This is a genomic window from Acidovorax sp. (assembly GCF_027492855.1).
Classification (GTDB): Bacteria; Pseudomonadota; Gammaproteobacteria; order Burkholderiales; family Burkholderiaceae_C; genus Acidovorax.
This window is the reverse complement of record NZ_JAPUDY010000102.1, coordinates 12,592-37,520: the sequence shown is the minus strand read 5'-3', so window position 1 is coordinate 37,520 and position 24,929 is coordinate 12,592. Positions and strand designations below refer to the sequence as shown.

The following is a 24,929-nucleotide window of genomic DNA, read 5'->3' as shown; positions in this document are numbered from 1 at the left end:
GCCAACAGCCTGGCCATCCAGATCCACGGCGGCTACGGCTACACGCGCGACTTTCCGGTGGAGCAATACTGGCGCGACAACCGACTGAACATGATCCACGAAGGCACCCACGGCATCCAGGCCATGGACCTGCTGGGCCGCAAGGTGCTGATGGAAAACGGCCGGGGCCTGCAACTGCTGGCAGGGCGCATCAACACCACCATCGAGCGCGCCATCCAGGTGCCTGCGCTGGCCGCCCATGCCAACGCGCTGGGCAGTGCGCTGCAGCAGGTTGGCGCCGCCACCAAGGCCGCCTGGGCCACGGGCGAGCCCGCTGATGCGCTGGCCAACGCCGTGCCCTACATGCAGGCCTTTGGCCACATGGTGCTGGCCTGGGTGTGGCTGGACCTGGCCCTGGCCACGCTGGCCGACGACGCCGCGCTGGCCCGGCCCGCCAGCGTAGGCCGCATGGGCGCGATGCGCTACTTCTTCCACTACGAGCTGCCCAAGATCGGCGGCTGGCTGCCGGTGGTGAGCAGCCGCGACGCCACCTGCGCCAGCTTTCCGGAAGAGGCATTTTGAGCATGGCCGCGCACCAAACGCTGCAGCGCCTGCACAAGCTCATCTGGGCACTCATCTATGGGGGCCTGCTCACGCTGGTGCTGGGCATTGCCACGGCCCGCACCGACGAGGCCACGGGCTGGGTGCTGATGGTGGGTGGAGGCGTGGTGGCGGCGGTCGGCGTGGTGCTGATTGCCGTGCGCGCGCGGCTCAAGGCCGACCCCGCCTCCTGACCTCCGTCAGCCTGTTTGTCGGCCGACACGATGGCGACACAATGGCCCTTGTTTGCACAGCACAATCGTTCACAGATAAACCCAAGGAGACACCATGACACGCACCATAAAGCAACTGTTTGACCTGACAGGCAAGACCGCGCTGGTCACTGGCGGCTCGCGCGGCCTGGGCCTGCAACTGGCGCATGCGCTGGGCGAGGCGGGCGCCAAGATCATGCTCAGCTCGCGCAAGGCATCCGACCTGGAAGAAGCCACGGCCGAGCTGCAGGCCGCAGGCATCGACGCCCGCTGGATCGCTGCCGACTGCGCCAACGAGGCCGACATTCGCCGCCTGGCCGATGAAACCCTGGAGCGCATGGGCCATGTGGACATCCTCATCAACAACGCCGGTGCCGCCTGGGGCGCACCCGCCGAAGACCACCCCGTGGAAGCCTGGGACAAGGTGATGAACCTGAACGTGCGCGGCTATTTCATCCTGAGCCAGCACATCGCCAAGCACAGCATGATCGGCCGACGCAGCGGCAGCATCATCAACGTGGCGTCCATCGCCGGCCTGGGCGGCAACCCCAAGGGCATGCAGACCATCGCCTACAACACCTCCAAGGGCGCGGTGATCAACTTCACCCGTGCGCTGGCCGCCGAATGGGGCGCGTACAACATCCGCGTCAACGCCATCTGCCCCGGCTTCTTCCCGAGCAAAATGACGGTGGGCACCCTGAAGGCCATGGGCGAAGAAGCGCTGGCCGCGCACGCCCCGCTGGGCCGCCTGGGCGACGACGAAGACTTGAAGGGCCTGTGTGCGCTGTACGCATCCGACGCGGGCAAACACATCACCGGCCAGTGGCTGGCGGTGGATGGCGGTGTGAGTATTGTTACTGGTGGCTGAATGATGGGGTTGGCATTCGCGAACTTGAAGCACTCGTTCGGGCTGAGCCCTTCGGCGGGCTCAGCGTGAACGGTTTCAGGTGCGTTGGCGCCCATTGACTGAGGAAAAGCAGTGAAAAGTTTTGGTGTCGAAATCCCTTTTGTCAGCCATCTCGGCTTTACGCTGCATCGCATGGAAGGTGGCGAGTCGGAGCTGCATTACGAGGCGAAGCCCGAGCACCTCAACTCGTTTGACGTGACCCACGGCGGCGCGTCGATGACGCTGCTCGATGTGACCATGGCCACCGCCGCGCGCAGCGAGACACCCGACATGGGCGTGGTCACCATCGAGATGAAAACCAGCTTCATGCAGCCTGCGCGCGGGCCGCTGGTGGCCAAGGGGCGGCTCATCCACCGCACGGCCACCATGGCTTTTACCGAAGGCACGGTGTTTGACGCGCAGGGCCGCGTTTGCTGCCACGCCACTGGCACGTTCAAGTACGTGCGGCGCCTGCCGGTGGACAGCCGCAGCGCCAACGGGCTCAAGGTGATCTCCACCGATTGAGCCAGTTTTTAGATAAAAATTACCTCTAGCGCCCTATGAATAAGCGCAAGAAGCTATCAAATTCATAGTAAAAATCATTCTGAAGGAGCCTCTCATGCCACGCAATCAACAAATCGTTCTCGACAACCGCCCCCAGGGCGAGGCCGTGGCCAGCAACTTCAAGCTGGTGGCGGTGGACACCCCCGCGCTCAAAGACGGCGAGGTGCTGGTGCGCCACCACTTCCTGAGCCTGGACCCCTACATGCGTGGCCGCATGAACGACAGCAAGAGCTACGCGGCGTCGCAGGGCCTGGGCGAGGTGATGATCGGCGGCACCGTGGGCGAGGTGGCCGAGAGCCACAACCCCAAGTACGCCGTGGGCGACAAGGTGGTGGGCATGGGCGGCTGGCAGGAGTACAGCGTGGTCGATGGCAACGCGCTGGGCGCGCTGCGCAAGGTCGATACGGCCCATGTGCCGCTGTCGCATTACCTGGGCGCCGTGGGCATGCCCGGCGTGACGGCCTGGTATGGCCTGGTCAAGATCATCGCCCCCAAGGCGGGCGACACCGTGGTGGTGAGCGCGGCCACGGGCGCCGTGGGCAGCGCCTTTGGCGCGCTGGCCAAGGCGCGTGGTTGCCGCGCGGTGGGCATTGCGGGTGGCGCAGACAAGTGCAAGTACGCGGTGGAAGAACTGGGCTTTGACGCCTGCATCGACTACAAAGAGCACAGCGACGTGAAGGCCATGTCGAAGGCGCTCAAGGAAGCCTGCCCCAACGGCATCGACGGCTACTTCGAGAACGTGGGGGGCTGGATCATGGACGCGGTGATGCTGCGCATGAACGCCTTCAGCCGCGTGGCCCTGTGCGGCATGATCGCGGGCTACGACGGTGCACCGCTGCCCATGGCCAACCCCGCGCTGATACTCATCAACCGCATGAAGATCGAAGGCTTCATCGTGAGCGAGCACATGGAAGTCTGGCCCGAAGCCCTGAAGGAGCTGGGCACCCTGGTGGGCACCGGCAAGCTGCGCCCGCGCGAGACCATCGCGCACGGCATCGCCGCCGCGCCCGAGGCCTTCCTGGGGCTGCTCAAAGGCAAGAACTTTGGCAAGCAACTCGTCAAGCTGATCTGATGATGCTGAAGTGGGTCTGGGCCCGTTTCGACGACTTGGGCGTACACGCGCTGCACGACGCACTGGCCCTGCGCTGCAAGGTGTTCATCTTGGAGCAGGGCCCCTACCAGGACCCGGACGCGGCAGACAAGCAGTCGCACCACCTGGTGGGCTATGACGAGGCCGGGGTGGCACAAGCCTGCCTGCGCGTTGCAGACCCCGGTGTGAACTACCCCGAGCCCTCCATCGGCCGCGTTGTCACCGCCAAAGAGGCGCGCGGCAACGGCACGGGCCGTGCGCTGATGCAAGAGGGCATTGCCCGCTGCAACGCGGCCTGGCCAGGCCACAGCATTCGCATCAGCGCGCAGGCGCATCTGCAGGGCTTTTACGGCAGCCTGGGTTTTGTGGCTGTGTCCGACGAATATCTGGAAGACGGCATTCCCCATATCGAGATGTTGTGGAGTTCATCATGACAACTGCAGCCACCCTTTCCGCGAGCAGCACCCATGAGGTGTTCAACCAGAGCACACCCTGGGTTGACGTGAACCTGTTCACCACCAACCAGCCCTTGCAGGACGCGCTGCGCCTGCACAGCCCCGACCTGCCACTGGCGGGCCTTTCGGCGCTGGGCGCCGAGATGGGCTCGGCCGAGATGCTGACCCACGCGCGCCTGGCCAACACCTACCAGCCCCAGCTGCGCACGCACAACCGTTTCGGGCACCGCACCGACGTGGTGGAGTTTCACCCCAGCTACCACGCGTTGATGGGTGCGGCGCTGCGCCACGGGTTGCACGCCACGCCGTGGTCGCGCCAGGATACGGGCCATGCGCACATTGAGCGTGCGGCAGGTTTCATGCTGTTCACCGAGGCCGAGCCCTCGGTGCTGTGCCCCGTGTCGATGAGCTACGCCGTCACGCCTGCGCTGCGTGGCAATGCCGCCGTGTGGTCCGATTGGAGCGCGGGCCTTGCCAGCACCCAATACGACTCGCGCCTTGCGCTGTTCTCGCAAAAATCCGCGCTTACCATGGGCATGGGCATGACCGAGAAGCAAGGCGGCTCGGACGTGCGCGCCAACACCACGCAGGCCGTGCCCGATGGTGACGATGCCTGGGGCCCGCGCTACCGCCTGACGGGGCACAAATGGTTCTTTTCGGCCCCCATGTGTGATGCCTTCCTGGTGCTGGCACAGGCGCCGGGCGGGCTCACCTGCTTCTTTTTGCCGCGCGTGTTGCCCGGTGAAGGGGAGGGGGCCGTCAACACCATCCGCATCCAGCGCCTGAAGGACAAGCTCGGCAACCACGCCAACGCCAGCTCCGAGGTCGAGTTCATCGACGCCATGGCTTGGCGCGTGGGTGAAGAGGGACGGGGCGTGGCCCAGATCCTGGAGATGGGCACCATGACGCGCCTGGACTGCGCCCTGGGCACCAGCGGCCTCATGCGCCAGGCGCTGAGCATTGCGCTGCACCACACGCGCCAGCGCATGGCCTTTGGCAAGAAGCTCATCGACCAGCCGCTCATGCGCAACGTGCTGGCCGATCTTGCTCTCGAAAGCGAAGCGGCTACCGCTTTATCCATCAGGCTTGCCAGCGCTTTTGATCGCAAGGACAAGAGCGAGCATGAGGCCGTGATGGCCCGCCTGCTCACGCCCGTGGCCAAGTTCTGGGTGTGCAAGCGCGGCAGCGCGTTTGCGCAGGAGGCCATGGAATGCCTGGGCGGCAACGGATATGTGGAAGAGGGCGGCGAAGGCACCATGGCCCGCATCTACCGCGAGATGCCGCTCAACTCCATCTGGGAAGGCGCGGGCAACATCATGGCGCTTGATTTGCTGCGCGCCGTGCGCCGCGCCGACACGGCGGCAGCCCTGGCCGACGAGCTGGCCCCCGCGCGCGGCGCCCACCCCGCGCTCGACCGCATGGCCAGTGCGCTGCCGCTGCGTGTGGATGCCATGACCACCGAGGCCGAGGCCCGGCGCCTGGCGCAGGACGTGGCCCTGGCCGTGCAGGCCGCGCTGCTGTACCGCAGCGCGCCCAGCGCCGTGTTCAGTGCATTCTGCGATTCGCGCCTGGGTGGCGACTGGGGCTACAGCTTTGGCACACTGGGCGCGGGGGCCGATCTGGATGCGCTGCTGGCCCGTGCGCTCCCGGCTTGACCCACCACCATATTCCCTGCGGAGAAGCCCATGTCCCATCTGATCCTGCACCACTACCCTTCGTCGCCGTTCTCCGAAAAAATCCGGCTCGTGCTCGGTTACAAGCAAATGGCCTGGAAGTCGGTGCTCATCCCCAGCATCGCGCCCAAGCCTGACGTGGTGGCGCTCACGGGCGGCTACCGCAAGACGCCGATCCTGCAGATTGGCGCCGACATCTACTGCGACTCGGCCCTCATCTGCGATGTGCTGGAGCACGAACAGCCAGAGCCCGTGCTGTACCCGCCACACCTCAAGGGCGTGGCGCGCGTGTTTGCGCAATGGGCGGACAGCACGCTGTTCTGGGCCGCCATGGCCTACAACATGCAGCCCAAGGGCGCGGCAGTGCTGTTTGCCAACCTGCCGCCCGCCGCCGCACAGGCCTTTGGCGAAGACCGCCGCGAGATGAGTGCGGGCATGCAGCGCTTGCGCCCGGCCGATGCCACTGCCGCCTACCGCTCGTACCTGCGCCGCATCGCCCACATGGCTGAAGAGCACGACTTTCTGTTTGGCGCCGAACCCTGCCTGGCCGACTTTGCGGCCTACCACCCGCTGTGGTTCACGCGCCAGTGTGTGCCCGTGATGGCCGACATCTTTGCCGCCACGCCCGCCGTGCTGGAATGGATGGACCGTATAGCGGCCCTGGGCCATGGCCGCATGGAGAGGTTCAGTGCGCAAGACGCGATCACCGTGGCTGCGGGCGCAGACCCACTGCCCTTGATGGACGACGTGTTCCAGGACGAGCATGGCATCCCCCTCGGAACACAGGTGTCCATCGCCGCCGAGAGCTTCGGCACCGAACCCACCGAGGGCGAGCTGATCGCCGCCACCCGCACCCGCTACACCCTGCGCCGCACCGACCCGCGCGCGGGCACGGTGCATGTGCATTTCCCCCGCATTGGCTATACGTTGCGAAAGATTGAGGCGTAAATAAATGATGGACGATTTCAAAGGCAAAACCGCTGTACTCACCGGCGCAGGCTCGGGCTTTGGCCTGGAGTGCGCGCGCATCGGCGCGCGCCTGGGCATGAACCTGGTGCTTGTGGATGTGCAGCAGGACGCACTCGACGCCGCCGCCGCCGAGGCCCAGGCGGCTGGCGTGCAAGTGCTGGCACGCAAGGTCGATGTATCGAATGCCGTGCAGATGGAGCAGCTTGCCGCCGAAGTGCAGCAGCGCTTTGGCGCCCCGCACCTCGTGTTCAACAACGCGGGTGTGGGCTCTGGTGGCCTGGTGTGGGAGAACACCGTGCGCGACTGGGAATGGGTGCTGGGCGTCAACCTGTGGGGCGTGATCCATGGCGTGCGCCTGTTCACGCCCATGATGCTCGCCGCCGCCAAGGCAGACCCCGCCTGGCGCGGCCACATCGTCAACACCGCCAGCATGGCGGGCCTGGTGGACGCCCCCAATATGGGCGTCTACAACGTGAGCAAACACGCGGTGGTGAGCCTGTCGGAAACGCTGTACCAGGATTTGTCGCTGGTGACCGACCAGGTCACGGCCAGCGTGTTGTGCCCCTTCTTCGTGCCCACGGGCATCAGCCAAAGCCACCGCAACCGCCCGCAGGCCATGGCGGCCGACAAGCCCACCAAGAGCCAGCTCATCGGCCAGGCCATGAGCGACAAGGCCGTGACCAGCGGCAAAGTCACCGCCGCCGAGGTGGCGCAAAAGGTGTTCGATGCGGCGGCCCAGGGCCAGTTCTACATCTACAGCCACCCCAAGGCCATCGCCTCGGTGCAAGTGCGCATGGAAGACATCATGCTCGGCCGCAACCCCACCGACCCGTTTGCGGGCAAGCCCGAGGTGGGCGCGCAGCTGCGTGCGGCTTTGAGGGCTGAATAGGCCCACCGCTTATTCAATAAGCGTAATAAGCTATCAAAATAGTAGCAAATGCCCGCTGAGCCGCACCCCGCCAATCCCCATGCTGCGCATGACACCGCGCATGGTGCCGTGTGCGGCTATGCGCTCTTCCCCACGGCCATTGGCCACTGCGGCATTGCGTGGAAGGGCGCGCTGCTGGTGGGCGTGCAACTGCCCGAAGACGCAGGCGAGGCCCAGACCCGCGCCCGCATGCAGCGCAGGTTTCCGCAAGGGGCCGAATCTGCCATGCCGCCCCAGGTCGCGGCCTGGGCCACACGTGTGGTCGCTTTGCTGGAGGGCGCGCACGACGATCTGTGCGACCTGCCTTTGGCCCTTGACACCGTGCCCCCGTTCAATGCCCGCGTGTACGAGCTGGCCCGCCGCATACCGCCCGGCAAAACCATGACCTATGGCGAAATGGCCGCTCAACTGGGCGAACCCGGCGCGGCCCGCGCCGTGGGCCAGGCGCTGGGCCACAACCCGTTTGCGCCCGTGGTGCCCTGCCACCGCATCCTGGCGGCCAACGGCAAGACGGGCGGCTTTTCTGCCGGGGGTGGCGCGGCCACCAAAATGCGCATGCTCGACATCGAAGGTGCCTTTGCCCACGAGACGCTGGCGCTGTTTGCACCGCGCGACTGATTCTCTAGTCACCTTGACGAACCGTTCGGGCTCAGCGCGAACGGATGGGCAAGCGGGTGTTACATTCAAACGCGCTTGCTGCAACGCGCCGCGTGCCGTGTTTGCCGCAGCGCCGCTTTCAAATCCAGCACCCGACAAGGACCACCGCATGCCACCGGAACGCGAGCGACTGACCCGCATGCTCTTTGACGAGTACATCGAGATGTATGCCGCGCGGGATGTGCGGTTGCTCGATCGTTTCAGCGATAACTTCAGCGGGTTTTCGGGCAGCAGCGACGTTTTGGTCAAGAGCCGCGCCGAGTGGCTCGAGGTGACCCGGCAGGATTTTGCACAGGTGCCGCAGCGCATCGGCATCGAGATGGTGGACCTGCAGGTGCAGGACCTGGGCGAAGATTTGTTGGCCGTCACCGCCTTCTTTCACATCCATCTGCCTGTTCCGGACGCGCTGTTCTCGCGCGAAACCGCGCGCAAGGTGGTGCTGTTTCGGCGCGAAGGCCGCGCTGCGGGCGCGGAGGGCGACTGGAAGATCGCACACATCAGCGTCTCCATCCCGTTTGGCAACGCTGGCAGCGGCGAGATCTACCCCATCGAAGACCTGCGGCAACGCAACCGCGAGCTGGAGTCTCTGGTGGCCGAGCGCACAGAGGCCCTGGCGCAGGCCAACCACCGCCTGGAGCTGCTGAGCAACACCGACGGCCTCACCGGCATTGCCAACCGCCGCCACTTCGACGACGCCCTGGCCCGCGAGTGGGCGCGCGCGCAGCGGGCAGGCACGCCGCTGGCGCTGATCATGCTGGACGTGGACGTGTTCAAACACTTCAACGACCACTACGGCCACCTTGCGGGCGACGCCTGTCTGCAGGCGCTGGCCGTTACGCTGGCGCAGACCGGTGCACGGCGCGAAGGCGAACTGGCGGCACGTTTTGGCGGCGAAGAATTCGTGGTGCTGCTGCCGGGCTCTGATCTGCCTGCCGCTGCCGAAGTGGCACGCCACATCCAGGCGACGATCCAGCAACTGGCGCTGCCCCACGAAGGGGCGCCGCATGGCATCGTCACCGTGAGCTTTGGGGTGGCCAGCCTGCAGCCGCAGCGCGATCAATTGCCCGAAGAGCTGGTGCGGCGCGCCGACCGCGCCATGTACCGCGCCAAGCAGGGCGGGCGCAACCGGATCGAGCTGGCGCCGGACTGATGCCCCTGGGGCGCTCATGATGCCCTTGGCGCCCCTGCGCGTTCAATAGGCATGGCCCGTTCCGGCCCGATCCGTTCGAGCCCGATCCGTGCCGGTACAACCCGATCCGTTCTGGCTCAACCCGTTTCGACACGACCCGTTTCGGCACGACCCGTTCGGGCTGAGCTTGTCGAAGCCTCGCGCGGCGCTTCGACAAGCTCAACCCGAACGAATTTGTCATGTTGAATGCCTGCCGGTATCGAAGCGTTTTTGGTCAGAAACCGCGCAACCAACCGCTACCGCACCGCCAGCTTCACAACGTCCTCCGCCACCCCCCGCACCGTCAGCGGAGCGCTGCCCTCGGCGTGGTTGCTGATGGTCACAAACGCGTTCTGCCCCCGGCTTGTGATGCCCGCAATCACAGCGGCCAGCGCGGCGCGCGTCTCCAGATCGGGGTGGTGCAGCCGGTCGTAAGGGGCATAGGCTTTTTCTGCCTCTTCGTAACCATAGGGGCCGTGTACCGGGTTCAGGTTCCAGCGGCACACCAGCGGGCCGGGCCACAGCGCGCGCAGCAGCGGTAGCTGCTCCTGCAGCGGTGGCATCTTGGCGTGCAGGCCCAGGCAGTACGTGGCGCCTGCCTCGCGCAGCACCGCTGCAAAGTCGGGGGTCAGCCATTCGGGGTCGCGCACCTCCACGGCAATCACACCGTCCGGCGCCAGCGGCGTGATCGCAGGCAAGGCCAACAGCATCGTGCGCAGGCGCTCCAGCAGCACCGGCATGCGGTCCAGCTGCGCCAGGGGCAGGGGGCTGAGTTGAAACACCACCGCCCCCAGCTTGCTCCCAAGCCCCTGCAGCATCGGCTCCACACACTCGCTGCGCGCCAATTCAGGGCTCAAAAACGCCGGGTTGGGCTGGCGGCCCCGCCCATCCTCGCTGCGCACCAGCGCATCCGTCACCACGCTGGGCGCCTTCACCACAAACCGAAAATCATCGGGCACCTGCGACGCGTAGTGCTCGTACTGGCTGGCCGTGAGCGGGCGGTAAAAACTGCGGTCAATGCTCACCGTGCGCAGCAGCGGGTGCTGCGCATACACGGCCAGCCCCTGCTTGGAAAGCTGTGCGTCGGAGTGCTCACCCTCCCACACCAGCCCCTTCCATCCGGGGTAAGTCCACGACGACGTGCCCAACCGCAGCCGCGTGGGCAGAGCAGCGGCCAGGGTTGCCAATTCGTCGCTGGCAGCAACAGGCACCACCTGACCCGACCGCATGCGCCGAGGCGGGGCCAACGCCAGCACCTGATCCTTCGCGGCGGCCGGGACGGTCGACTCCGGCGGCGGCTTGGGTGCTGCATCGCCAAACAAGTCGTCTTGCATGCGGGCTGATTAGTAGAAGGGCGAGGAACGGGCGATGACGAATGCCATGCAGCGAGGCCAAGGGCTGCCGAAGTAGCTATTCATCCGCAAACAACCCACCTTCGTCCAACAAGTCATAGGTAATCTGAGGCCGCGCATCCATGCTCTTCTTGATGGCCGCCGGAATCGCCTGCCGCGTCTTGCGGCACAACCCCGGCTGCTCCAGCACCAGGATCGCAATGCCACGCAGGCTGCGCACCTCGTTCGGGCTCTGCGTGATGGCCAGCCGAACGCCCAGTTGCTGTTCCATGCGCTCCTGCATCCTTCGCAGGTCGCTCAAACTGTCCAGGTTCTCCAGCCGCTCCAGCATCTTCTTTTCTTCAGTGCGGGTGAGCTGAAGAATGCGGACATCACCATTCGGGGCTTGAAGCAGCGTATCCCGATCACATACGCAGGTGCCGGGGGGGCATTCGGTGCGGATGGGGAAGGGGGGGGAGGGCATGGGGCTGGCGGGCCGAGGGCGTGGCGGGTTCGGGCATTTTAGGCATGGGTAGAGAAATAGAAGACGGGTGTATGGCTAGGGTGCTATGAGTCAGCGGCGCATAGTGCGAGGCAGCGAGTGAGAGTAAGCGGAGGGATCTTGATCAACTGGATCGCAGCAGGATGGCGGCGTACGAGGTAGTTTGTCGCTCTGGGGCGCATTTGCCTGTGTGGAGGGTGTGTAAATGATACGATTTGTTGCAAAATATATTGACGAGCGCCTATTGCCCGTCGCGTACGCACTGCCTAAAGTCCCTGCGGGAAAGGGGATGAAAATGAAAATTTCAAGAGAATCGACTGCACACGCTTTGAATCACGAAAAATTCTATCAACGATGTGTATGTTTTTGGTTGAGTTCTTAAAAAATACCGGTTGCTGTGGATGATGTTGGATAGCAAGACTCTTGAGTAGGCCGTGAATATAGGGTGATTTTACATTAAGTTGCCGAGCAATTGACTATTTTCAAAAAATTAGACAGCAAACCGCAATAGGTATTGGGTTTGAATGAATTTAATCTTTCGAGATAAAGTATATTTTTATTAAAAATACTATTATTTGAAAAATATGATTTTCTCAAGTCACTGGATTCGCCGCGTTGGCGGCGTGGGGCTGTTTTTTATTCTTCTTGCGCCTGGCTATGCCCAAAGTGTCCGCGAGAATTGCAAGCAATTTAATCCTAATGGAAATATGGATTGCGAATTGGGGCCGGCATTCGTTTCGCAATGGAGGTACCATACTAACGGCGGTGATGTAGACTCAGTTGAACTTGCTGCGGAAATTGCTTTTAGAGATTATTTCTCGGACATGTCTGGTATATGCTCGGCTGACTACACTGTTGGAAAAAGGATCGTAGAGGGGTATGAGAATTTTATTGCATTCAAAGAGCCAACTGTCGTTTCGTATTTATTGGATATTCGGTGGAGTATTCGAGATGGCTCTGGCGAATGTTCAGGCGGAACCGGCTATGCAGGCGGCACTATAAAGGGCGTGCGTGCAGCCGAATGTAAACCAGGTTGGATACGATTTTGGGACTCCGAATACGTAGGATCAGCCTGTAGTACTTATATACCGCAATTCCCCAGGAATTTGCCTAAAAATTCGTGCTCTAGATTTGATGGAGGCATTGTGTCCGAGCCTTCTGACGGTAGCGTCAAAGGCAATCCCATTCTGCCCGCGACTGGCGAGAAGCTGCAGCAGGAGATGGATTTCGAGGACTTCAGTCCAGCTCCTTTAAGTTTGCGCCGGGTTTACCGCAGTTCCTGGGCCAGCAGGACAATGGGGGCTCGCCCACCCAGTGGAATGGATGGAATCTGGGAGATTAATTACTCGGCCCATTTGGCTAGATCGGGTATCAGCGATTTTGGCGTTGTCACAATAACAACTGGTGAAGGCGTTGTACGCTTCTTCACCAAAACCGCAAACGGCGCAGGTTGGATAGCTACCGATAGCGCAGACACCCTCAATGAAACAAGCGCAGGTTGGGTCTATCGACGTGCGGATGATGATGCCACGCTCACTTTTACAGCAGACGGCAAGCTTCTGGCAAAGTCTGTGCGGCGCGGCTTCATGTATACATATGCATACGATGACGCTGGACACCTTGTCACCGTAACCAACGGCTTTGGCCGCTCGCTCGTCTTCACCTACGCAGGTGACAAACTCACCACAGTAACAACCCCCGATGGCCGAACCATCACCTACACCTATGACACAAACGGGCGCTTGGCGTCTGCGGGCTACCCTGACGGGAGGCGCCGTAGTTACCTCTACGAGAACGGATCTTTTCCCCTCGCATTGACGGGAATTCTTGATGAGAATGGTGTACGGTATGCTACTTTCGCCTACGACAGTCAGGCGCGGGCGACTACGACGGAACATGCGGGAGGCGTTTCCCGATACGGGGTGAGCTATGGAGCTTCAGACGACGCCGTGGTCGTTGATCCCTTGAACACAACGCGCAGCTACTGGTACAGCACTAAGTGGAACCAGATAACAGTGTTGGGAGGGCAACTTCCATCAGAAACACGGGCAGCGGATGCTCAGTACCGTCTGCAAAACACATTCGGGCTCGTCGATTTAGAAAAGGACTTTTTGGGTGTCAACACCGCCTACGCGTGGAACACCACCCGCCGCCTCCCTATCGCCACCACCGAAGCCGCGGGCCAGTCCGAAGAACGCACCACCGTCACCACCTGGCACCCCCAATGGCGCCTGCCGGTCACCATCACCCAACCGGGCCGGGTCACCACCTACACCTACGACAACCTGGGCAACCGGCTGTCGCAAACGATTGCCGACACCGCTGCAGGCGGCATCGCCCGCACCACAAGTTGGACCTACCACCCTTCCGGCCTGGTCGCCACAGAAACCGCCCCCAACGGCGCCACCACCCGCTACCAATACGACAGCGCAGGCAACCTCACCAGCAGCACCAACGCCCTGGGCCATGTAGACACCTACACCCACGACGGCGCGGGCCGTGTGCTCACCCACACCGCCCCCACCGGCCTCGTCACCACCTACACCTACGACCCCCGTGGCCGCATGCTCACCACCAACCGGGGCGGGCAACTCACCACATTGACCTACCGCCCCAGCGGCCAGGTCGCTAGCGCCACGCTACCCCATGGCCACAGCATCAGCTACACCTACGACGCCGCCCAGCGCCTTACCGGCTGGAGCGACAACCGGGGCAACACCGGCGCCTACACCCTGGACGCCATGGGCAACCGCACCCGCGAAGACCTGCGCAACGCCCAGGGCCAGCTCGTGTGGCGCCTGGCGCGCACCATCAACAGCCTCAACCGCGTGCAGACCGTCACCCTGGGCAACCAGACCAGCACCTACGGCTACGACAGCAACGGCGACTGGGTAGCCACCACCAACAGCCTAGGCCAAAGCACTAGCCAAAGCCTCGATGCCCTGCGCCGCACCAAAGCCATCACCAACGCCGAATCCGCCACCGCATCCCTGAGCTACAACGCCTTGGACAGCGTCACCCAGGCCACCGACTACAAAGGCGTGGCCACCACCTACGCCCGCGACGCCCTGGGCAATGCCACCAGCGAAACCAGCCCCGACAGCGGCGCTGAAACCGCCCAATACGACACCCTGGGCCTGCCCAGCACCATCACCGACGCCCTGGGCCAGGCCACCACCATCGAACGCGACCTGCTGGGCCGCCCCACACTCATCACCCACGCCGGAGGGCGCACCACCAGCTTGCGCTACGACCTCACAGCCACCAGCAAAGGCGCCCTGAGCGAAATCGTGGACGCCAGCGGCACCACCACCTACCAGCGCGACGCCCATGGCCGCATCACCACCAAAACCCAGCGCCTGATCAACGGCGACACCCACAGCCTGAGCTACGGCTACAACGCCCAGGGCCTCCTGACCAGCACCACCTACCCCGGCGGACAGGTGCTGCAGCACGTGTACGACACCACCGGCCAGATCACAGGCCTGACATGGGCGGGCCAACCGCTTGTGAGCGGCATCACCTGGAGCCCCCTGGGCCAGCCCACCGCCTGGAGCTGGAACCTGCCCGGAGCCACAGCCGCCATCCCGGCCACCCGCAGCTACAACACCGCAGGCCAGATCACTGCCACCGACTTCAGCAGCTACCAATACGACGCAGCAGGGCGCATCCAGACCCTCACGCAAAAACTCTGGCGCCCGGCCAACACCAACCCCCAGGCCAGCACCATCAGCCAGGCCACCAGCACCTGGACCGTGCAATACAGCCCCGCAGGCCGCATCACCGGCTTCACCAAAAATACGGCGGCCAACGCCCCCGTGGATGCAGCCACCTTCCAGTACGACGCCAACGGCAACCGCACCTCCAGCACCCGCGACGTGGCCGCCACCAGCACCAGCCGCAACTACGGCGGCGACGCCAGCCACAACCGCCTGCTTGGCTTTGAACAGACAACCACCAGCACAGCAGGCAACACCGCCACCACCAGCGTCACCTACCAGTACAACAGCGCAGGCGACCTGCTGGGCGACGGCCTGACCACCTACCGCTACGACAGCGAAGGTCGCCTGGAGAGCACCACCAAAGGTCAGGGCGAAGACGCCCCCACCACCAAATATGCCCACAACGCCCTGGGCCAGCGCGTGTTCAAGACAGAACCTCTGTACGCAGCCACCCAAAACCAAGCCAGCAACAAAAACCTGAACAACCTGCTGGCAGACGACGACGAAGAAGGCCCGCTGGCAGAGCAACCCGGCGTCATGCAGCAAATCCTCCGCTTCTTCAGCAAACTCTGGAGTCCCGCCACCAGCGACGCCGAGAAACTGGGCTGGAGCTATGTGTACGCAGAAGACGGCAGCCTGCTGGGCGAATACGGCTCGGGCGGCAGCAACAGCGCAAGCACTGCGCAATACCTCTACCTGCCCACAGCCAGTGGCCCCATGCCGATCGCCGCAATCGTCAACGGGCGCCACTACGCCGTGCACAGCGACCACCTGAACACCCCAAGGAAACTCACCCAGTCCGATGGGCAGGTGGCGTGGCAATGGGCTTACAGTGCGTTTGGGGATGAGGCACCGACCACGGCGGCCAAGCGCTTCACCAGCGAGACGACCAATCCGACGACGGGCACGACCAGCACGCCGGATGTGGCGTTTAACCTGCGGTATCCGGGGCAGTATTTTGATAAGGAGACGGGTCTCCATTACAACTACTTCCGTAGCTATAGCCCGGCGATGGGTGGGCGGTACACACAACCCGATCCGATTGGGCTCCAAGGGGGGTGGAATCGCTTTGCCTATGTGGGCGGGAATGCCTTGATTGATGTAGACCCAGAGGGTCTGCAGTCCATTATTGGTTGTGCCAATCCAGTAAATGCTGCCGCCTGTGCTGCCGCAGGGGTTGGGGGTAGAGGCGGGGCGGCCATTGTTGGTGGTTCGGGCGTGACGGAAATGACGGCGCCGGGCAATGTGGAAGACACGAGAATCAGGGAGGACTATGAAAAATATGCGTCTGAGGAGCGGCTCTGCGGAAGAACACCCATGGATCGATGTACTTGGCTCGCGTTAAATGCGAAGAATTATCCTGCAGAAGCCGTTAAGGCCACCGAAAAGGCTTGGGGCTGTAGAGGGTCTCGTCACGGTAAGGGGGGGAGGGGGAGATGATTTTTGAAAAAAAAGATATTTCCGCACTGGAAGGCTTAATATGGCAAGCTCTTCAACTTTATTCCATTGAAAATTTGCAGCAATTTGTATTGGACCCTGATGAGCGAGTCCGTTTTGCGGCGGCTCGACACTTGCAGTTGCACGGGGGAGATTTCGCATACGAATTGGCGTTAAGTTTGATTGGCTCAGCAGATGTGAGTGTTAGAGTTGTTGGCATATTTATTTTGGGGCAATTGGGGGCGCCCTTATTACCCTATTCTGAACAGAGTTGGCCCATTTTGGTTGATTTACTTAGGGAGAAATCTCTTAAGATAAGAAGGGAGGCTATAGTGGCGCTTGGGCATTTGGGTGTTTCTTCCTCCATTCCGCATTTGTTAAGGTTCTGCGATAGCAAGGATGAGAAAACTAGAGTGGCAGTTGCCATTGCGTTGAGTCGCTTTAATGCTAGTGAAACAGCAAAATCAGCCCTTAAGCAACTAGCCAGTGACGATTCTTCGGAAGTAAGGTTCTGGGCAGCGTAACGCCGTATCAGCCCACATTTACGCCACTCATGAGGACATTTAGCTATGTGGAAGGGAGTCCACTCAGCATGATTGATCCGTTTGGCCTTGCCGGGTGCTTCGTGAATTTCCCTGACTTTCCAATAACCGTTCCCGGCACGAGCTGGCAAACGACAATGACACCTGGGCATGCAGGCGCACTTGGTTACGACAGCGCAACCGGCGCGACGCGCTATTACGAGTATGGTCGTTACGACTTTGACCTAGGCAATGTGCGCCGCCAGTCGGTGCCGGACTTGAAGATTGGAAAAGATGGTCAACCGACGCCAGAGTCGATGAAGGCGCTTCAAGAGGCCCTTTCGCGTAATGCTGGCAAAGGAACCCGAGCAGAGCTCACCTGCGAGAAGGACATCGACGAGAAGAAGATGCATGAGTACGCAGAGAAGCTCGTGGGTGCGAGGGTCACGTGGGTGCGAGGGTCAGGTCTTGCGAGTTGCCTAAACTGCGCAAAACCTGCTTCCTGTTCACAATTGAGAGCGTCGGCAGACTCAAAAAGAAAAGCCCAACACACCCCACGAATGCTGGTTTGAGGCAATTTAGCACTCCTGAATTCATAGCTACTAGCGATTGTTCATCAAGCGCCAGGGCCAGATTTCGCATAAAACCTCACGACAATTCCCATGCTTTGATGGGTAACTGTTCAAGAGCCATTACCCAGGTACGCAGGCTCACCATCACGCAACGCGGCGATCTCACCTGCGATGGCCTGAACAGCCAGCCCCCCGTCTCCCACCCCGTCGTATCACCTTGACACACCCCGCACCACCGGGCTCTGCCACCCCCAAACCGCCTGTGGCAAACTCCCGCGCTTCGCTTTTCGTTTGATTGAGTCACAGAGAGAGTCCGTTCCCCCATGCAGCAAATCGTTCGGCAGTTGGCCGCAGAAATCAAAGTCAGTGAATCCCAGGTGCGCGCAGCGGTGGAGTTGCTCGATGGTGGTGCCACGGTGCCGTTCATCGCGCGTTACCGCAAGGAAGTGACGGGCGGGCTGGACGATATTCAGTTGCGTGAACTGGAGGCGCGGCTTTCATACCTGCGTGAGCTGGAAGATCGCCGCGTGGCCGTGCTCAAGAGCATTGATGAGCAGGGCAAGCTGACTGACGCGCTGCGCGCCGCCATTGCCGCCGCGCCGACCAAGCAGGAGCTGGAAGACATCTACCTCCCATTCAAGCAAAAGCGCCGCACCAAAGGGCAGATTGCGCGCGAGTTCGGTATCGAGCCGCTGGCCGATATGCTGTTTGCCGATCCGACGCTCGACCCCGCCAAGGAGGCAGCAGCCTTCACCAAGCCGCCCGAGGTGCTGGACGATGGCAAGCCGGGCGCCGATTTCTCGACCGTGCCTGCGGTGCTGGATGGTGTGCGCGACATTCTGAGCGAGCGCTGGGCCGAAGACGCCGTGCTGGTGCAGAACCTGCGCGAATGGCTGTGGGCCGAGGGCCTGCTGCGCAGCAAAAAGGTGGAGTCCAAAAACGAGAACGACCCCGAGGTCTCCAAGTTTCGCGATTATTTTGAATACGACGAGCCCATTGGCCGCGTGCCGTCGCACCGCGCACTGGCGGTGTTTCGTGGCCGTGGGTTGGAGATTCTGGAAGCCAAGCTGGTACTGCCGGTCGAGCCTGAGCCGGGCAAACCCAGCCTGGCCGAAGGCAAGATTGCGTTGCACCTGGGCTGGAGCCATGCGGGCCGCCTGGCGGACGACTTGATCCGCAAGTGTGTGGCCTGGACCTGGCGCGTGAAGCTGAGCCTCTCTACCGAGCGCGACCTGTTCGCCCGCCTGCGCGACGATGCCGAAAAGGTGGCGATCAAGGTGTTTGCCGACAACCTGCGCGACCTGCTGCTGGCCGCACCCGCCGGCCCGCGCGTGGTAATGGGGCTGGACCCCGGCATCCGCACCGGCGTGAAGGTGGCCGTGGTGGACGCCACGGGCAAGCTGGTGGAGACGGCCACCGTGTACCCGCACGAGCCCAAGCGCGATTGGGATGGCTCGCTGTTCACGCTGGCCAAGCTGGTGGAGAAACACGGCGTGAACCTGATTGCCATCGGCAACGGCACGGCCAGCCGCGAGACCGACAAGCTGGCGGCCGACCTGATCAAGATGGCCGCCAAGGCCGAGCGCGCTATCGAGAAGGTGGTGGTGAGCGAGGCGGGCGCGTCCGTCTATTCCGCCAGCGAATACGCCTCGCAAGAGATGCCCGACGTGGACGTGAGCCTGCGCGGCGCCGCGAGCATTGCGCGCCGCCTGCAAGACCCGCTGGCCGAGCTGGTCAAGATCGACCCCAAGAGCATCGGCGTGGGCCAGTACCAGCACGACGTGAACCAGAGCGAGCTGGCGCGCACGCTGGGCACAGTGGTGGAAGACTGCGTGAACTCGGTGGGCGTAGACCTGAACACGGCCAGCGTGCCGCTGCTTAGCCGCGTGTCGGGCCTGTCGGGCAGCGTGGCCAAGGCCGTGGTGCGCTGGCGCGAGGCCAATGGCGCGTTCAAGAGCCGCAAGCAGCTGATGGACGTGGCGGGCCTGGGCGCCAAGACCTTTGAGCAGAGCGCGGGCTTTTTGCGCATCCGTGATGGCGAGAACCCACTGGACATGACGGGCGTGCACCCCGAGACCTATCCTGTGATCGAGCAAATCATGGCCAACACCGGCAAGCCCGTGGCCGAGATCATGGGCCGCGCCGACATGCTCAAGACGCTCAAGCCCGAGCTGTTTGCCAACGACAAGTTCGGCGTGATCACTGTGAAGGACATCCTGGCCGAGCTGGAAAAACCCGGCCGCGACCCGCGCCCCGACTTCAAGGTGGCGCGTTTCAACGATGGCGTGGAAGACATCAAGGATCTGAAGGAAGGCATGGTGCTGGAGGGCACGGTGAGCAACGTGGCCCAGTTCGGCGCCTTCATCGACCTTGGGGTGCACCAGGACGGCCTGGTGCACGTGAGCCAGCTGGCGCACAAGTTCGTGAATGACGCGCGCGAAGTGGTCAAGACCGGCGACATCGTCAAGGTGAAGGTGATGGAGGTGGACGTGGAGCGCAAGCGCATCGGCCTGTCGATGAAGCTCGATGCCGCCCCTGCGCGCCGCGACGGGCCGCGTGACAACCGCTTTGAAGGGGCGGGCCGGGGCTATGCCCAGCCGCAGCGCCGAGCGCCCGAGCCGACGCAGCAGTCGGCCATGGCGTCGGCGTTTGCGAAGTTGCAACAGGCCAAGAATCGTTAGATGCCAAGCGGGGAGGGCGGGCCATAATCGGCCTACCCAAACCCCCCGGTGCCCTATCCCATGGAGTTGAACGCACTGCTGGCCCAACCCGTGGCGCTGCCCAGCCTTCCGCGCGCTGTTGCGCTGCTGATGAGCGAGCTGGCCCACAACGAGCCCAGCCTGCGGCGCTTGAGCCAGTTGTTTGGCGCCGACCCAGCCTTGGCCGCGCGCCTGCTGGAGCTGGCCAATTCATCCACTTTTCAGCTACCGCGCCAGATCGCGGGCATCCCTGAGGCGCTGGCGCTGCTGGGCACGGCCCAGTTGCGCACGCTGGTTACCTCGGCGCCGCTGGGCACCACCTCGCGCTCGGTGCCGGGGGTAAACATGCAGCAGTTCTGGCGCTACAGCCTCAACACCGCCAAGCTGGCGCGCTCGTTGGCGGGCATCGTCCACCAGAACCAGATCGCGGCCTACACCGCGGGCCTGCTGCATGCCGTCGGCGAGCTGGTGATTCACCTCGCAAACCCCGAAAAGGCCCAGTCGATCAACACCCTGGTGGCCCCGTTTGACATGCGCCGCGACAGAATCGAGCAACGCATCCTGGGCTACAGCTACGGCCATGTCACGGCCGGCTGCGCGCGCCGCTGGCAACTGCCTGAGGTGGTGGTGGATGCGCTGCAATACCAGAGCGCACCGTTCGACAACAAGGCCTACGAGCCGCTGGCGGGCGTCATCCACCTGGCGGCATGGCGCGCCCGCGCCCGCGAGGCGGAGCTGAGCGAGAAAGAGCTGGCTGTGTCCTTTCCCGGCGAAGTGGGCCTGACCCTGGGGCTCGATATCGACATGGTGCTGCAGCAAGACCCGTTTGACTGGGTCGCCCGGTCGGAGCCCGAGGGGGCGAACTACATGGTTTGAGGGTTGCCAGGCTGCGCTTTACGCGTAGGCGGCGCAAAGTTCACCCTCGGCCTTCATGCCGTCAAACGCGCTGTAGTCCGCATGCCAGGCGGTGCCTGCGCGCCGCGTGAGTTGCAGCAGGTCGGCCATGGTGGCGCTGCCTTGCTCGCGCAACTGCGCGGCGCAACTGGCCAGGTCGGGAAACTGCTGCAGCGCCTGCCACCATACGGCGCGGCCTGCCAGAAACCCGTGCGAGCCTGCGGCATAGGCGTATTCCATGACGCGCAGGAACTGCGGCGGTGTCACGCCCGCTGAAAGCATCACCCAGGGAATGTCCGCGTCTTTGCAGATGGCGCCGATCTGGTCAAACCAGTCTTGCGCGGCCCGTTGCGCGGCGCCGCCGTCGCGGGCGGGCAGCGTGGCGCCAGGCAGCGGGGCCTCCAACTTGAACAGGTCAACCCGGTACTTGGGCTTGGCGAACTCGCGCACGCTTTCAATCACCAGCTCGGGCAACTTCTCTGGGGACTCGGTGTAGTCCAGCGTATGGCGGGCGCTTTGGGGAAACGGGTACACCAGCAGTTCAAGCACCAGGGGGATGTCCCAGCGTTCGCATTCCTTGCCAATGTCTTCGACGTATTTTTGCTGGTGTGCAATGACGTCGGGTTCGGCATCGGGCCGGTACCAGGCCAGCACTTTCACGCCGTCGCCGCCCGCGCGCTTGATCTTCTCGACGCTCCAGTCGTTGATCGAATGCGACAGCCGTCCGCCGGGCGTGTCGCGAAAGCGGTGGTCTTCCAGCGTTACGACCAGCCCGGTGTGGGCGGGCAGTTTCTGCAGCGCGGCCGGGAACGCGTAGTTCGGGTCGAACAGCATGGCGCTGGCGTGGGAGCCCAGCACGTCCACCAGCATGCGCTTGATCGCCACCATGTCGGAAAAGCCCACGTCCGCCGCCGCAATGCCGCGCTTGGCGGCGATCAGGTTGATGAGGGGAGGGCGCTGGTCAAGCGCCACCATCGCGAAGTGGCCCTCGGGCGTTGCCATGCGGCGCAGCCCCCATTTTTTTCCCAGACGCATTTCGGTAGCCATGTGTTACTCCTTCAAACTTTCGATCAACGACATCGCGGTGGCGAACGTGGGCACCCCTTCCCGGCCTCCGGGGCGGGTGCACTTGATCGCCGCAACCGCAGCAGAAAACTGGAACGCCCGGCGCACCGGCCAGCGGGCGCCCAGCGCGAATGCGAGCGCGCCGTGGAACACGTCCCCAGCGCCGGTGGTATCAACAACGTCCACGTCGAATGCCGGCAAGTGATGTATGCCCGAGGCATCGGCCCAGGCAAGCCCCCGCTCGCCCAGCGTCACGGCGGCAAGCTGGCAACCACGGGCCAGCGCAAAGCGAAGGCGCTCTTCCAACGTGCTGGATGCGCCCGCGTAGCCCGCCAGGCCCGGTTCGGAGAACACGGCGTAGTCGGTGAGGGGCAGCAGGGTGTCGAACACCGGGGCTTCGGCCACGTCGCCATCGAGCACCGTGGGCAGGCCACGGGCCCGCGCCGCGCCAAACAGCGCCAGCGCGCCCTCGGGCCAGCGCGGGTCCGCCAGCACGGCATCGGCTTGCGACAGTTGCTCAAGCGGTAGCCACCCCGCATGGGGCGGGAGCAGTGCGCCCCGGAAGTTGACGATCATGCGTTCACCCGCCGCATCGACCACGATGCCCGACACCGACGAGCGTGCGCCCTCGAAAAGGCGAAACTGTGCAATGTTCACGCCCTGCGCTGCGAGCTGCGCCCGCATCTCGCGGCCCGCGCTGTCGTCGCCCGCACGGCCCCAGAAGCTGACCTCGGCGCCCAGCCGGGCGGCAGCCACGGCGGCATTTGCCGCCATGCCGCCGCCGCCCTCACGCAGTGCGTGGGCGCGCGTTTTGCCACTGCCGCTGGGCAGCGCATCCACCTGCCAGGTGATGTCGAGCGCGGACAGGCCCAGGCAGATCAGTCGGGGGTGCGGCGATGGGTGCATGGACGGCAATGGGTGTTGGGCTTGGGTGGAGTGCGCTTGCGCTTCAGCGCAACACGGCTCCATCGGCGGCATTGAAAAGATGGCATTTGTCCATCTCGAAACCAAGCGTGATGTGATCGCCGGGGCGAACCTGGATGTCGGGAGGGGTGCGTGCGACAAAGCGTTTGCCATGCCGGTCGAAATAGACCAGCGTGTCGGAGCCCAGTGGCTCCACCACGCTCACTTGCACGCGCAGCCCCGGCGATTCGGCATCGAGCACCTGCATGTGCTCGGGCCGCACGCCCAGCACAGCGGCAGCGCGCACCGAGGCGGCGTGTGCTGGCAGGGGGAATGTCGTTCCGTCGTCCATGCGCACAGCGCCATCGTCGGTGCTGACCGTAAAAAAATTCATCGCTGGCGAGCCGATGAAGCCCGCAACGAACTGGTTGGCCGGTGTTTTGTAGACCTCTTCGGGCGTGCCGAATTGCTGCACGCGCCCTTCCTTGAGCACGACGATGCGGTCGGCCATGGTCATGGCCTCGATCTGGTCGTGGGTCACGAAGATCATGGTGGTCTTGAGTTGCTGCGAGAGCGCCTTGATCTCGGTGCGCACCTCGCCGCGCAGCTTGGCGTCGAGGTTGGACAGCGGCTCGTCGAACAGAAAGACCTGGGGGTTGCGCACCATGGCGCGGCCCATGGCCACCCGTTGGCGCTGGCCGCCAGACAGCGCCTTGGGTTTGCGGTCCAGGTAGGGCTCGATGCGCAGCATGCTGGCGGCGCGGTCCACGCGGCGCGCAATCTCGTCCTTGGGCGTGTGGCGCATCTCCAACCCAAAGCCCATGTTGTCGCGTACCGTCATGTGCGGGTACAGCGCATAGTCTTGGAACACCATCGCGATGTCGCGCTGCGCGGGCGCCACGTCGTTCATGCGCGCGTCGCCAATGAACAGGTCGCCGCCGTCCATCGGCTCAAGCCCCGCGATGATGCGCAGCAGCGTCGATTTGCCGCAGCCCGACGGCCCGACGAACACCACGAATTCCTGGTCGCGGATGTCGAGGTCGAGCGAAGGCACCACGGTGGTGTCTCCGTAGCGCTTGACCAGCCCTTTGATGTGGATCGCCGCCATAGAAAACTCCTTTGAATCTTCAGGCGAACGACAGAAGCGGCTTGACGAGATCGCCCGCAACGAAGCGGCCGAACATCTCCGGCAGCTGTTCGATACCGAACTGCGCGTCCACCAGTTGCCGGTAGCGCGCCTTTTCCTTGCGCAGCAACTCGACGTTCAGCGGAAACTCGCTTTTGGGGAAATAGAAGGTGCGCACCATGTAGAAGTCCTTGCGGCGGATGGCCTTGTTTTCTTGCACTGGCCAGGGCGTGTCGCTTTCGCCGATCAGGATCAGTACGCCGCGCGGCAGCACGATCTCCATGCCCAGCGAGCGCGCCGCGTGCGAGCCGCTGCACTCGACGATGAGCTTGAAGCGCGTTTCGCGCGCGCCCACCGGGTGGCGCTTGGCGCCGAATTTCTCGGCAAGCTGCAGGCGTTCTTCCTTCAGGTCAGCCACGTGCACGTTGGTGTAGCCCATGTTCTGCAGCGCCACGATGGCGCCCATGCCCACCGGGCCAGCCCCGGTGACCAGCACGGGGCTGGTGGTTTCGGGGGGCACCAGGTGCTGCACAAAGCGGATGCCGTGCGCGGCCGTGCCGATGGTGTCGAGCAGCAGGGGCGCCAGCTCGTCCTCGATGTCGTCGGGCACCGGCAGTAGGCATTGCTCGGGCACCGTGAGGTATTCGGCATAACCACCGGGGCGGTTCCAGCCCACCAGCACCGAATCGGTGATGCACATCTGCGTGTCGCCCGACAGGCAGGTTTCGCAGTGGCCGCAGTGCACGGGGATGTAGACCAGGCAGCGCTTGCCGTCCAGCGGATGGCCGCTTTGCTGGACGATGCCGAAGATCTCGTGTCCGGGCGTGAACTCGGCGCCCTTGATCCATAGCTTGGTGTCTGAGCCGCACAGCGCGGTGCGCACCACCTTGAGCAAAACCTCGCCCGCGCCGGGCGTGGGGATCGGAATATTGGCGATGGTGACCTTGCGGTCGCCGTGGAACTGGGCTGCTTGCAT

22 protein-coding genes and 1 pseudogene are annotated in these 24,929 nt (G+C 63.5%); 17 read left to right on the top strand and 6 right to left on the bottom strand.

The window, feature by feature from the left end:
• From Q0105_RS20555 to Q0105_RS20505, 11 genes are all read left to right on the top strand, one after another.
• Positions 1-561 (top strand): acyl-CoA dehydrogenase (locus Q0105_RS20555; protein ID WP_298214610.1); only part of this gene is annotated, 561 nt, incomplete at its 5' end.
• Between the two features lie 2 nt (positions 562-563).
• Entirely contained in the window at positions 564-773 is a 210-nt protein-coding gene (locus Q0105_RS20550) for a hypothetical protein (RefSeq protein WP_298214608.1), read from the top strand.
• 94 nt (positions 774-867) lie between these two features.
• Positions 868-1,659: an SDR family oxidoreductase gene (locus tag Q0105_RS20545; RefSeq protein ID WP_298214605.1), complete on the top strand. Its 792-nt coding sequence runs from the start codon at positions 868-870 to the stop codon at positions 1,657-1,659.
• 111 nt (positions 1,660-1,770) lie between these two features.
• On the top strand, positions 1,771-2,202 hold the full coding sequence (locus Q0105_RS20540; RefSeq protein ID WP_298214603.1) for a PaaI family thioesterase: 432 nt from the start codon (positions 1,771-1,773) through the stop codon (positions 2,200-2,202).
• Positions 2,203-2,296: 94 nt separating this feature from the next.
• Positions 2,297-3,313 (top strand): NADP-dependent oxidoreductase, encoded by a 1,017-nt coding sequence (locus tag Q0105_RS20535; protein ID WP_298214601.1) that lies wholly within the window; start codon positions 2,297-2,299, stop codon positions 3,311-3,313.
• Positions 3,313-3,765 carry a GNAT family N-acetyltransferase gene (locus Q0105_RS20530; protein ID WP_298214599.1) on the top strand — a complete coding sequence of 151 codons (453 nt, stop codon included), beginning with the start codon at positions 3,313-3,315 and terminating at the stop codon, positions 3,763-3,765. The genes Q0105_RS20535 and Q0105_RS20530 overlap by 1 nt, the downstream gene beginning before the upstream one ends.
• Positions 3,762-5,441, top strand: coding sequence for an isovaleryl-CoA dehydrogenase (locus Q0105_RS20525; RefSeq protein ID WP_298214597.1), 1,680 nt, complete (start codon positions 3,762-3,764; stop codon positions 5,439-5,441). Before Q0105_RS20530 ends, Q0105_RS20525 begins: the two co-directional genes overlap by 4 nt.
• Before the next feature lie 30 nt (positions 5,442-5,471).
• Positions 5,472-6,407: a glutathione S-transferase family protein gene (locus tag Q0105_RS20520; protein WP_298214595.1), complete on the top strand. Its 936-nt coding sequence runs from the start codon at positions 5,472-5,474 to the stop codon at positions 6,405-6,407.
• 4 nt (positions 6,408-6,411) lie between these two features.
• The gene (locus Q0105_RS20515; protein ID WP_298214594.1) at positions 6,412-7,317 is read left to right on the top strand and encodes an SDR family oxidoreductase; all 906 of its coding nucleotides are present in this window, start codon (positions 6,412-6,414) and stop codon (positions 7,315-7,317) included.
• 48 nt (positions 7,318-7,365) lie between these two features.
• Positions 7,366-7,974, top strand: a complete 609-nt coding sequence (locus Q0105_RS20510; protein ID WP_298214592.1) for a methylated-DNA--[protein]-cysteine S-methyltransferase — start codon at positions 7,366-7,368, stop codon at positions 7,972-7,974.
• Positions 7,975-8,122: 148 nt separating this feature from the next.
• Positions 8,123-9,163 (top strand): diguanylate cyclase, encoded by a 1,041-nt coding sequence (locus tag Q0105_RS20505; RefSeq protein WP_298214590.1) that lies wholly within the window; start codon positions 8,123-8,125, stop codon positions 9,161-9,163.
• Between the two features lie 275 nt (positions 9,164-9,438).
• Here Q0105_RS20505 and Q0105_RS20500 read toward each other — a convergent pair whose 3' ends face one another.
• Together Q0105_RS20500 and Q0105_RS20495 are read right to left on the bottom strand one after the other, a co-directional pair.
• Complete coding sequence (locus tag Q0105_RS20500; protein WP_298214588.1) at positions 9,439-10,515, bottom strand: DUF72 domain-containing protein; 1,077 nt, start codon at positions 10,513-10,515, stop codon at positions 9,439-9,441.
• A 76-nt stretch (positions 10,516-10,591) separates the two neighbouring features.
• A complete protein-coding gene (locus Q0105_RS20495; RefSeq protein ID WP_298214586.1) occupies positions 10,592-10,996 on the bottom strand; it encodes a hypothetical protein in 405 nt (134 codons plus the stop codon).
• A 602-nt stretch (positions 10,997-11,598) separates the two neighbouring features.
• On the opposite strand from Q0105_RS20495, the pseudogene Q0105_RS21585 reads away from it, so the two are divergent.
• The 6 genes and pseudogenes from Q0105_RS21585 to Q0105_RS20470 form a co-directional block, all read left to right on the top strand.
• Positions 11,599-12,786, top strand: a pseudogene (locus tag Q0105_RS21585) (DUF6531 domain-containing protein); the annotation flags it as partial.
• A gap of 339 nt (positions 12,787-13,125) precedes the next feature.
• The gene (locus Q0105_RS20490; RefSeq protein ID WP_298214584.1) at positions 13,126-16,176 is read left to right on the top strand and encodes an RHS repeat-associated core domain-containing protein; all 3,051 of its coding nucleotides are present in this window, start codon (positions 13,126-13,128) and stop codon (positions 16,174-16,176) included.
• Entirely contained in the window at positions 16,173-16,697 is a 525-nt protein-coding gene (locus Q0105_RS20485; protein ID WP_298214582.1) for a HEAT repeat domain-containing protein, read from the top strand. The genes Q0105_RS20490 and Q0105_RS20485 overlap by 4 nt, the downstream gene beginning before the upstream one ends.
• A gap of 68 nt (positions 16,698-16,765) precedes the next feature.
• On the top strand, positions 16,766-17,266 hold the full coding sequence (locus Q0105_RS20480; protein ID WP_298214580.1) for a hypothetical protein: 501 nt from the start codon (positions 16,766-16,768) through the stop codon (positions 17,264-17,266).
• Between the two features lie 323 nt (positions 17,267-17,589).
• Positions 17,590-19,947 carry a Tex family protein gene (locus tag Q0105_RS20475; RefSeq protein WP_298214578.1) on the top strand — a complete coding sequence of 786 codons (2,358 nt, stop codon included), beginning with the start codon at positions 17,590-17,592 and terminating at the stop codon, positions 19,945-19,947.
• Between the two features lie 60 nt (positions 19,948-20,007).
• Positions 20,008-20,841 carry an HDOD domain-containing protein gene (locus tag Q0105_RS20470; RefSeq protein WP_298214576.1) on the top strand — a complete coding sequence of 278 codons (834 nt, stop codon included), beginning with the start codon at positions 20,008-20,010 and terminating at the stop codon, positions 20,839-20,841.
• Positions 20,842-20,859: 18 nt separating this feature from the next.
• Here Q0105_RS20470 and Q0105_RS20465 read toward each other — a convergent pair whose 3' ends face one another.
• The 4 genes from Q0105_RS20465 to Q0105_RS20450 are packed head-to-tail and all read right to left on the bottom strand — an operon-like array spanning position 20,860 to position 24,929.
• Positions 20,860-21,906, bottom strand: coding sequence for a tagatose 1,6-diphosphate aldolase (locus tag Q0105_RS20465; protein ID WP_298214574.1), 1,047 nt, complete (start codon positions 21,904-21,906; stop codon positions 20,860-20,862).
• 3 nt (positions 21,907-21,909) lie between these two features.
• Complete coding sequence (locus Q0105_RS20460; RefSeq protein WP_298214573.1) at positions 21,910-22,830, bottom strand: sugar kinase; 921 nt, start codon at positions 22,828-22,830, stop codon at positions 21,910-21,912.
• 43 nt (positions 22,831-22,873) lie between these two features.
• A complete protein-coding gene (gene ugpC / locus Q0105_RS20455) occupies positions 22,874-23,935 on the bottom strand; it encodes a sn-glycerol-3-phosphate ABC transporter ATP-binding protein UgpC (protein WP_298214571.1) in 1,062 nt (353 codons plus the stop codon).
• 19 nt (positions 23,936-23,954) lie between these two features.
• Complete coding sequence (locus tag Q0105_RS20450) at positions 23,955-24,929, bottom strand: alcohol dehydrogenase catalytic domain-containing protein (RefSeq protein WP_298214569.1); 975 nt, start codon at positions 24,927-24,929, stop codon at positions 23,955-23,957.

Bases quoted from the DNA above. Each gene is read 5' to 3' on its own strand.
- Q0105_RS20550 (WP_298214608.1), top strand. From the start codon at position 564: ATGGCCGCGCACCAAACGCTGCAGCGCCTGCACAAGCTCATCTGGGCA.
- Q0105_RS20545 (WP_298214605.1), top strand. From the start codon at position 868: ATGACACGCACCATAAAGCAACTGTTTGACCTGACAGGCAAGACCGCG.
- Q0105_RS20535 (WP_298214601.1), top strand. From the start codon at position 2,297: ATGCCACGCAATCAACAAATCGTTCTCGACAACCGCCCCCAGGGCGAG.
- Q0105_RS20530 (WP_298214599.1), top strand. From the start codon at position 3,313: ATGATGCTGAAGTGGGTCTGGGCCCGTTTCGACGACTTGGGCGTACAC.
- Q0105_RS20525 (WP_298214597.1), top strand. From the start codon at position 3,762: ATGACAACTGCAGCCACCCTTTCCGCGAGCAGCACCCATGAGGTGTTC.
- Q0105_RS20520 (WP_298214595.1), top strand. From the start codon at position 5,472: ATGTCCCATCTGATCCTGCACCACTACCCTTCGTCGCCGTTCTCCGAA.
- Q0105_RS20515 (WP_298214594.1), top strand. From the start codon at position 6,412: ATGATGGACGATTTCAAAGGCAAAACCGCTGTACTCACCGGCGCAGGC.
- Q0105_RS20510 (WP_298214592.1), top strand. From the start codon at position 7,366: ATGCCCGCTGAGCCGCACCCCGCCAATCCCCATGCTGCGCATGACACC.
- Q0105_RS20505 (WP_298214590.1), top strand. From the start codon at position 8,123: ATGCCACCGGAACGCGAGCGACTGACCCGCATGCTCTTTGACGAGTAC.
- Q0105_RS20500 (WP_298214588.1), bottom strand. From the start codon at position 10,515: ATGCAAGACGACTTGTTTGGCGATGCAGCACCCAAGCCGCCGCCGGAG.
- Q0105_RS20495 (WP_298214586.1), bottom strand. From the start codon at position 10,996: ATGCCCTCCCCCCCCTTCCCCATCCGCACCGAATGCCCCCCCGGCACC.
- Q0105_RS20485 (WP_298214582.1), top strand. From the start codon at position 16,173: ATGATTTTTGAAAAAAAAGATATTTCCGCACTGGAAGGCTTAATATGG.
- Q0105_RS20480 (WP_298214580.1), top strand. From the start codon at position 16,766: ATGATTGATCCGTTTGGCCTTGCCGGGTGCTTCGTGAATTTCCCTGAC.
- Q0105_RS20475 (WP_298214578.1), top strand. From the start codon at position 17,590: ATGCAGCAAATCGTTCGGCAGTTGGCCGCAGAAATCAAAGTCAGTGAA.
- Q0105_RS20470 (WP_298214576.1), top strand. From the start codon at position 20,008: ATGGAGTTGAACGCACTGCTGGCCCAACCCGTGGCGCTGCCCAGCCTT.
- Q0105_RS20465 (WP_298214574.1), bottom strand. From the start codon at position 21,906: ATGGCTACCGAAATGCGTCTGGGAAAAAAATGGGGGCTGCGCCGCATG.
- Q0105_RS20460 (WP_298214573.1), bottom strand. From the start codon at position 22,830: ATGCACCCATCGCCGCACCCCCGACTGATCTGCCTGGGCCTGTCCGCG.
- ugpC (WP_298214571.1), bottom strand. From the start codon at position 23,935: ATGGCGGCGATCCACATCAAAGGGCTGGTCAAGCGCTACGGAGACACC.
- Q0105_RS20450 (WP_298214569.1), bottom strand. From the start codon at position 24,929: ATGCAAGCAGCCCAGTTCCACGGCGACCGCAAGGTCACCATCGCCAAT.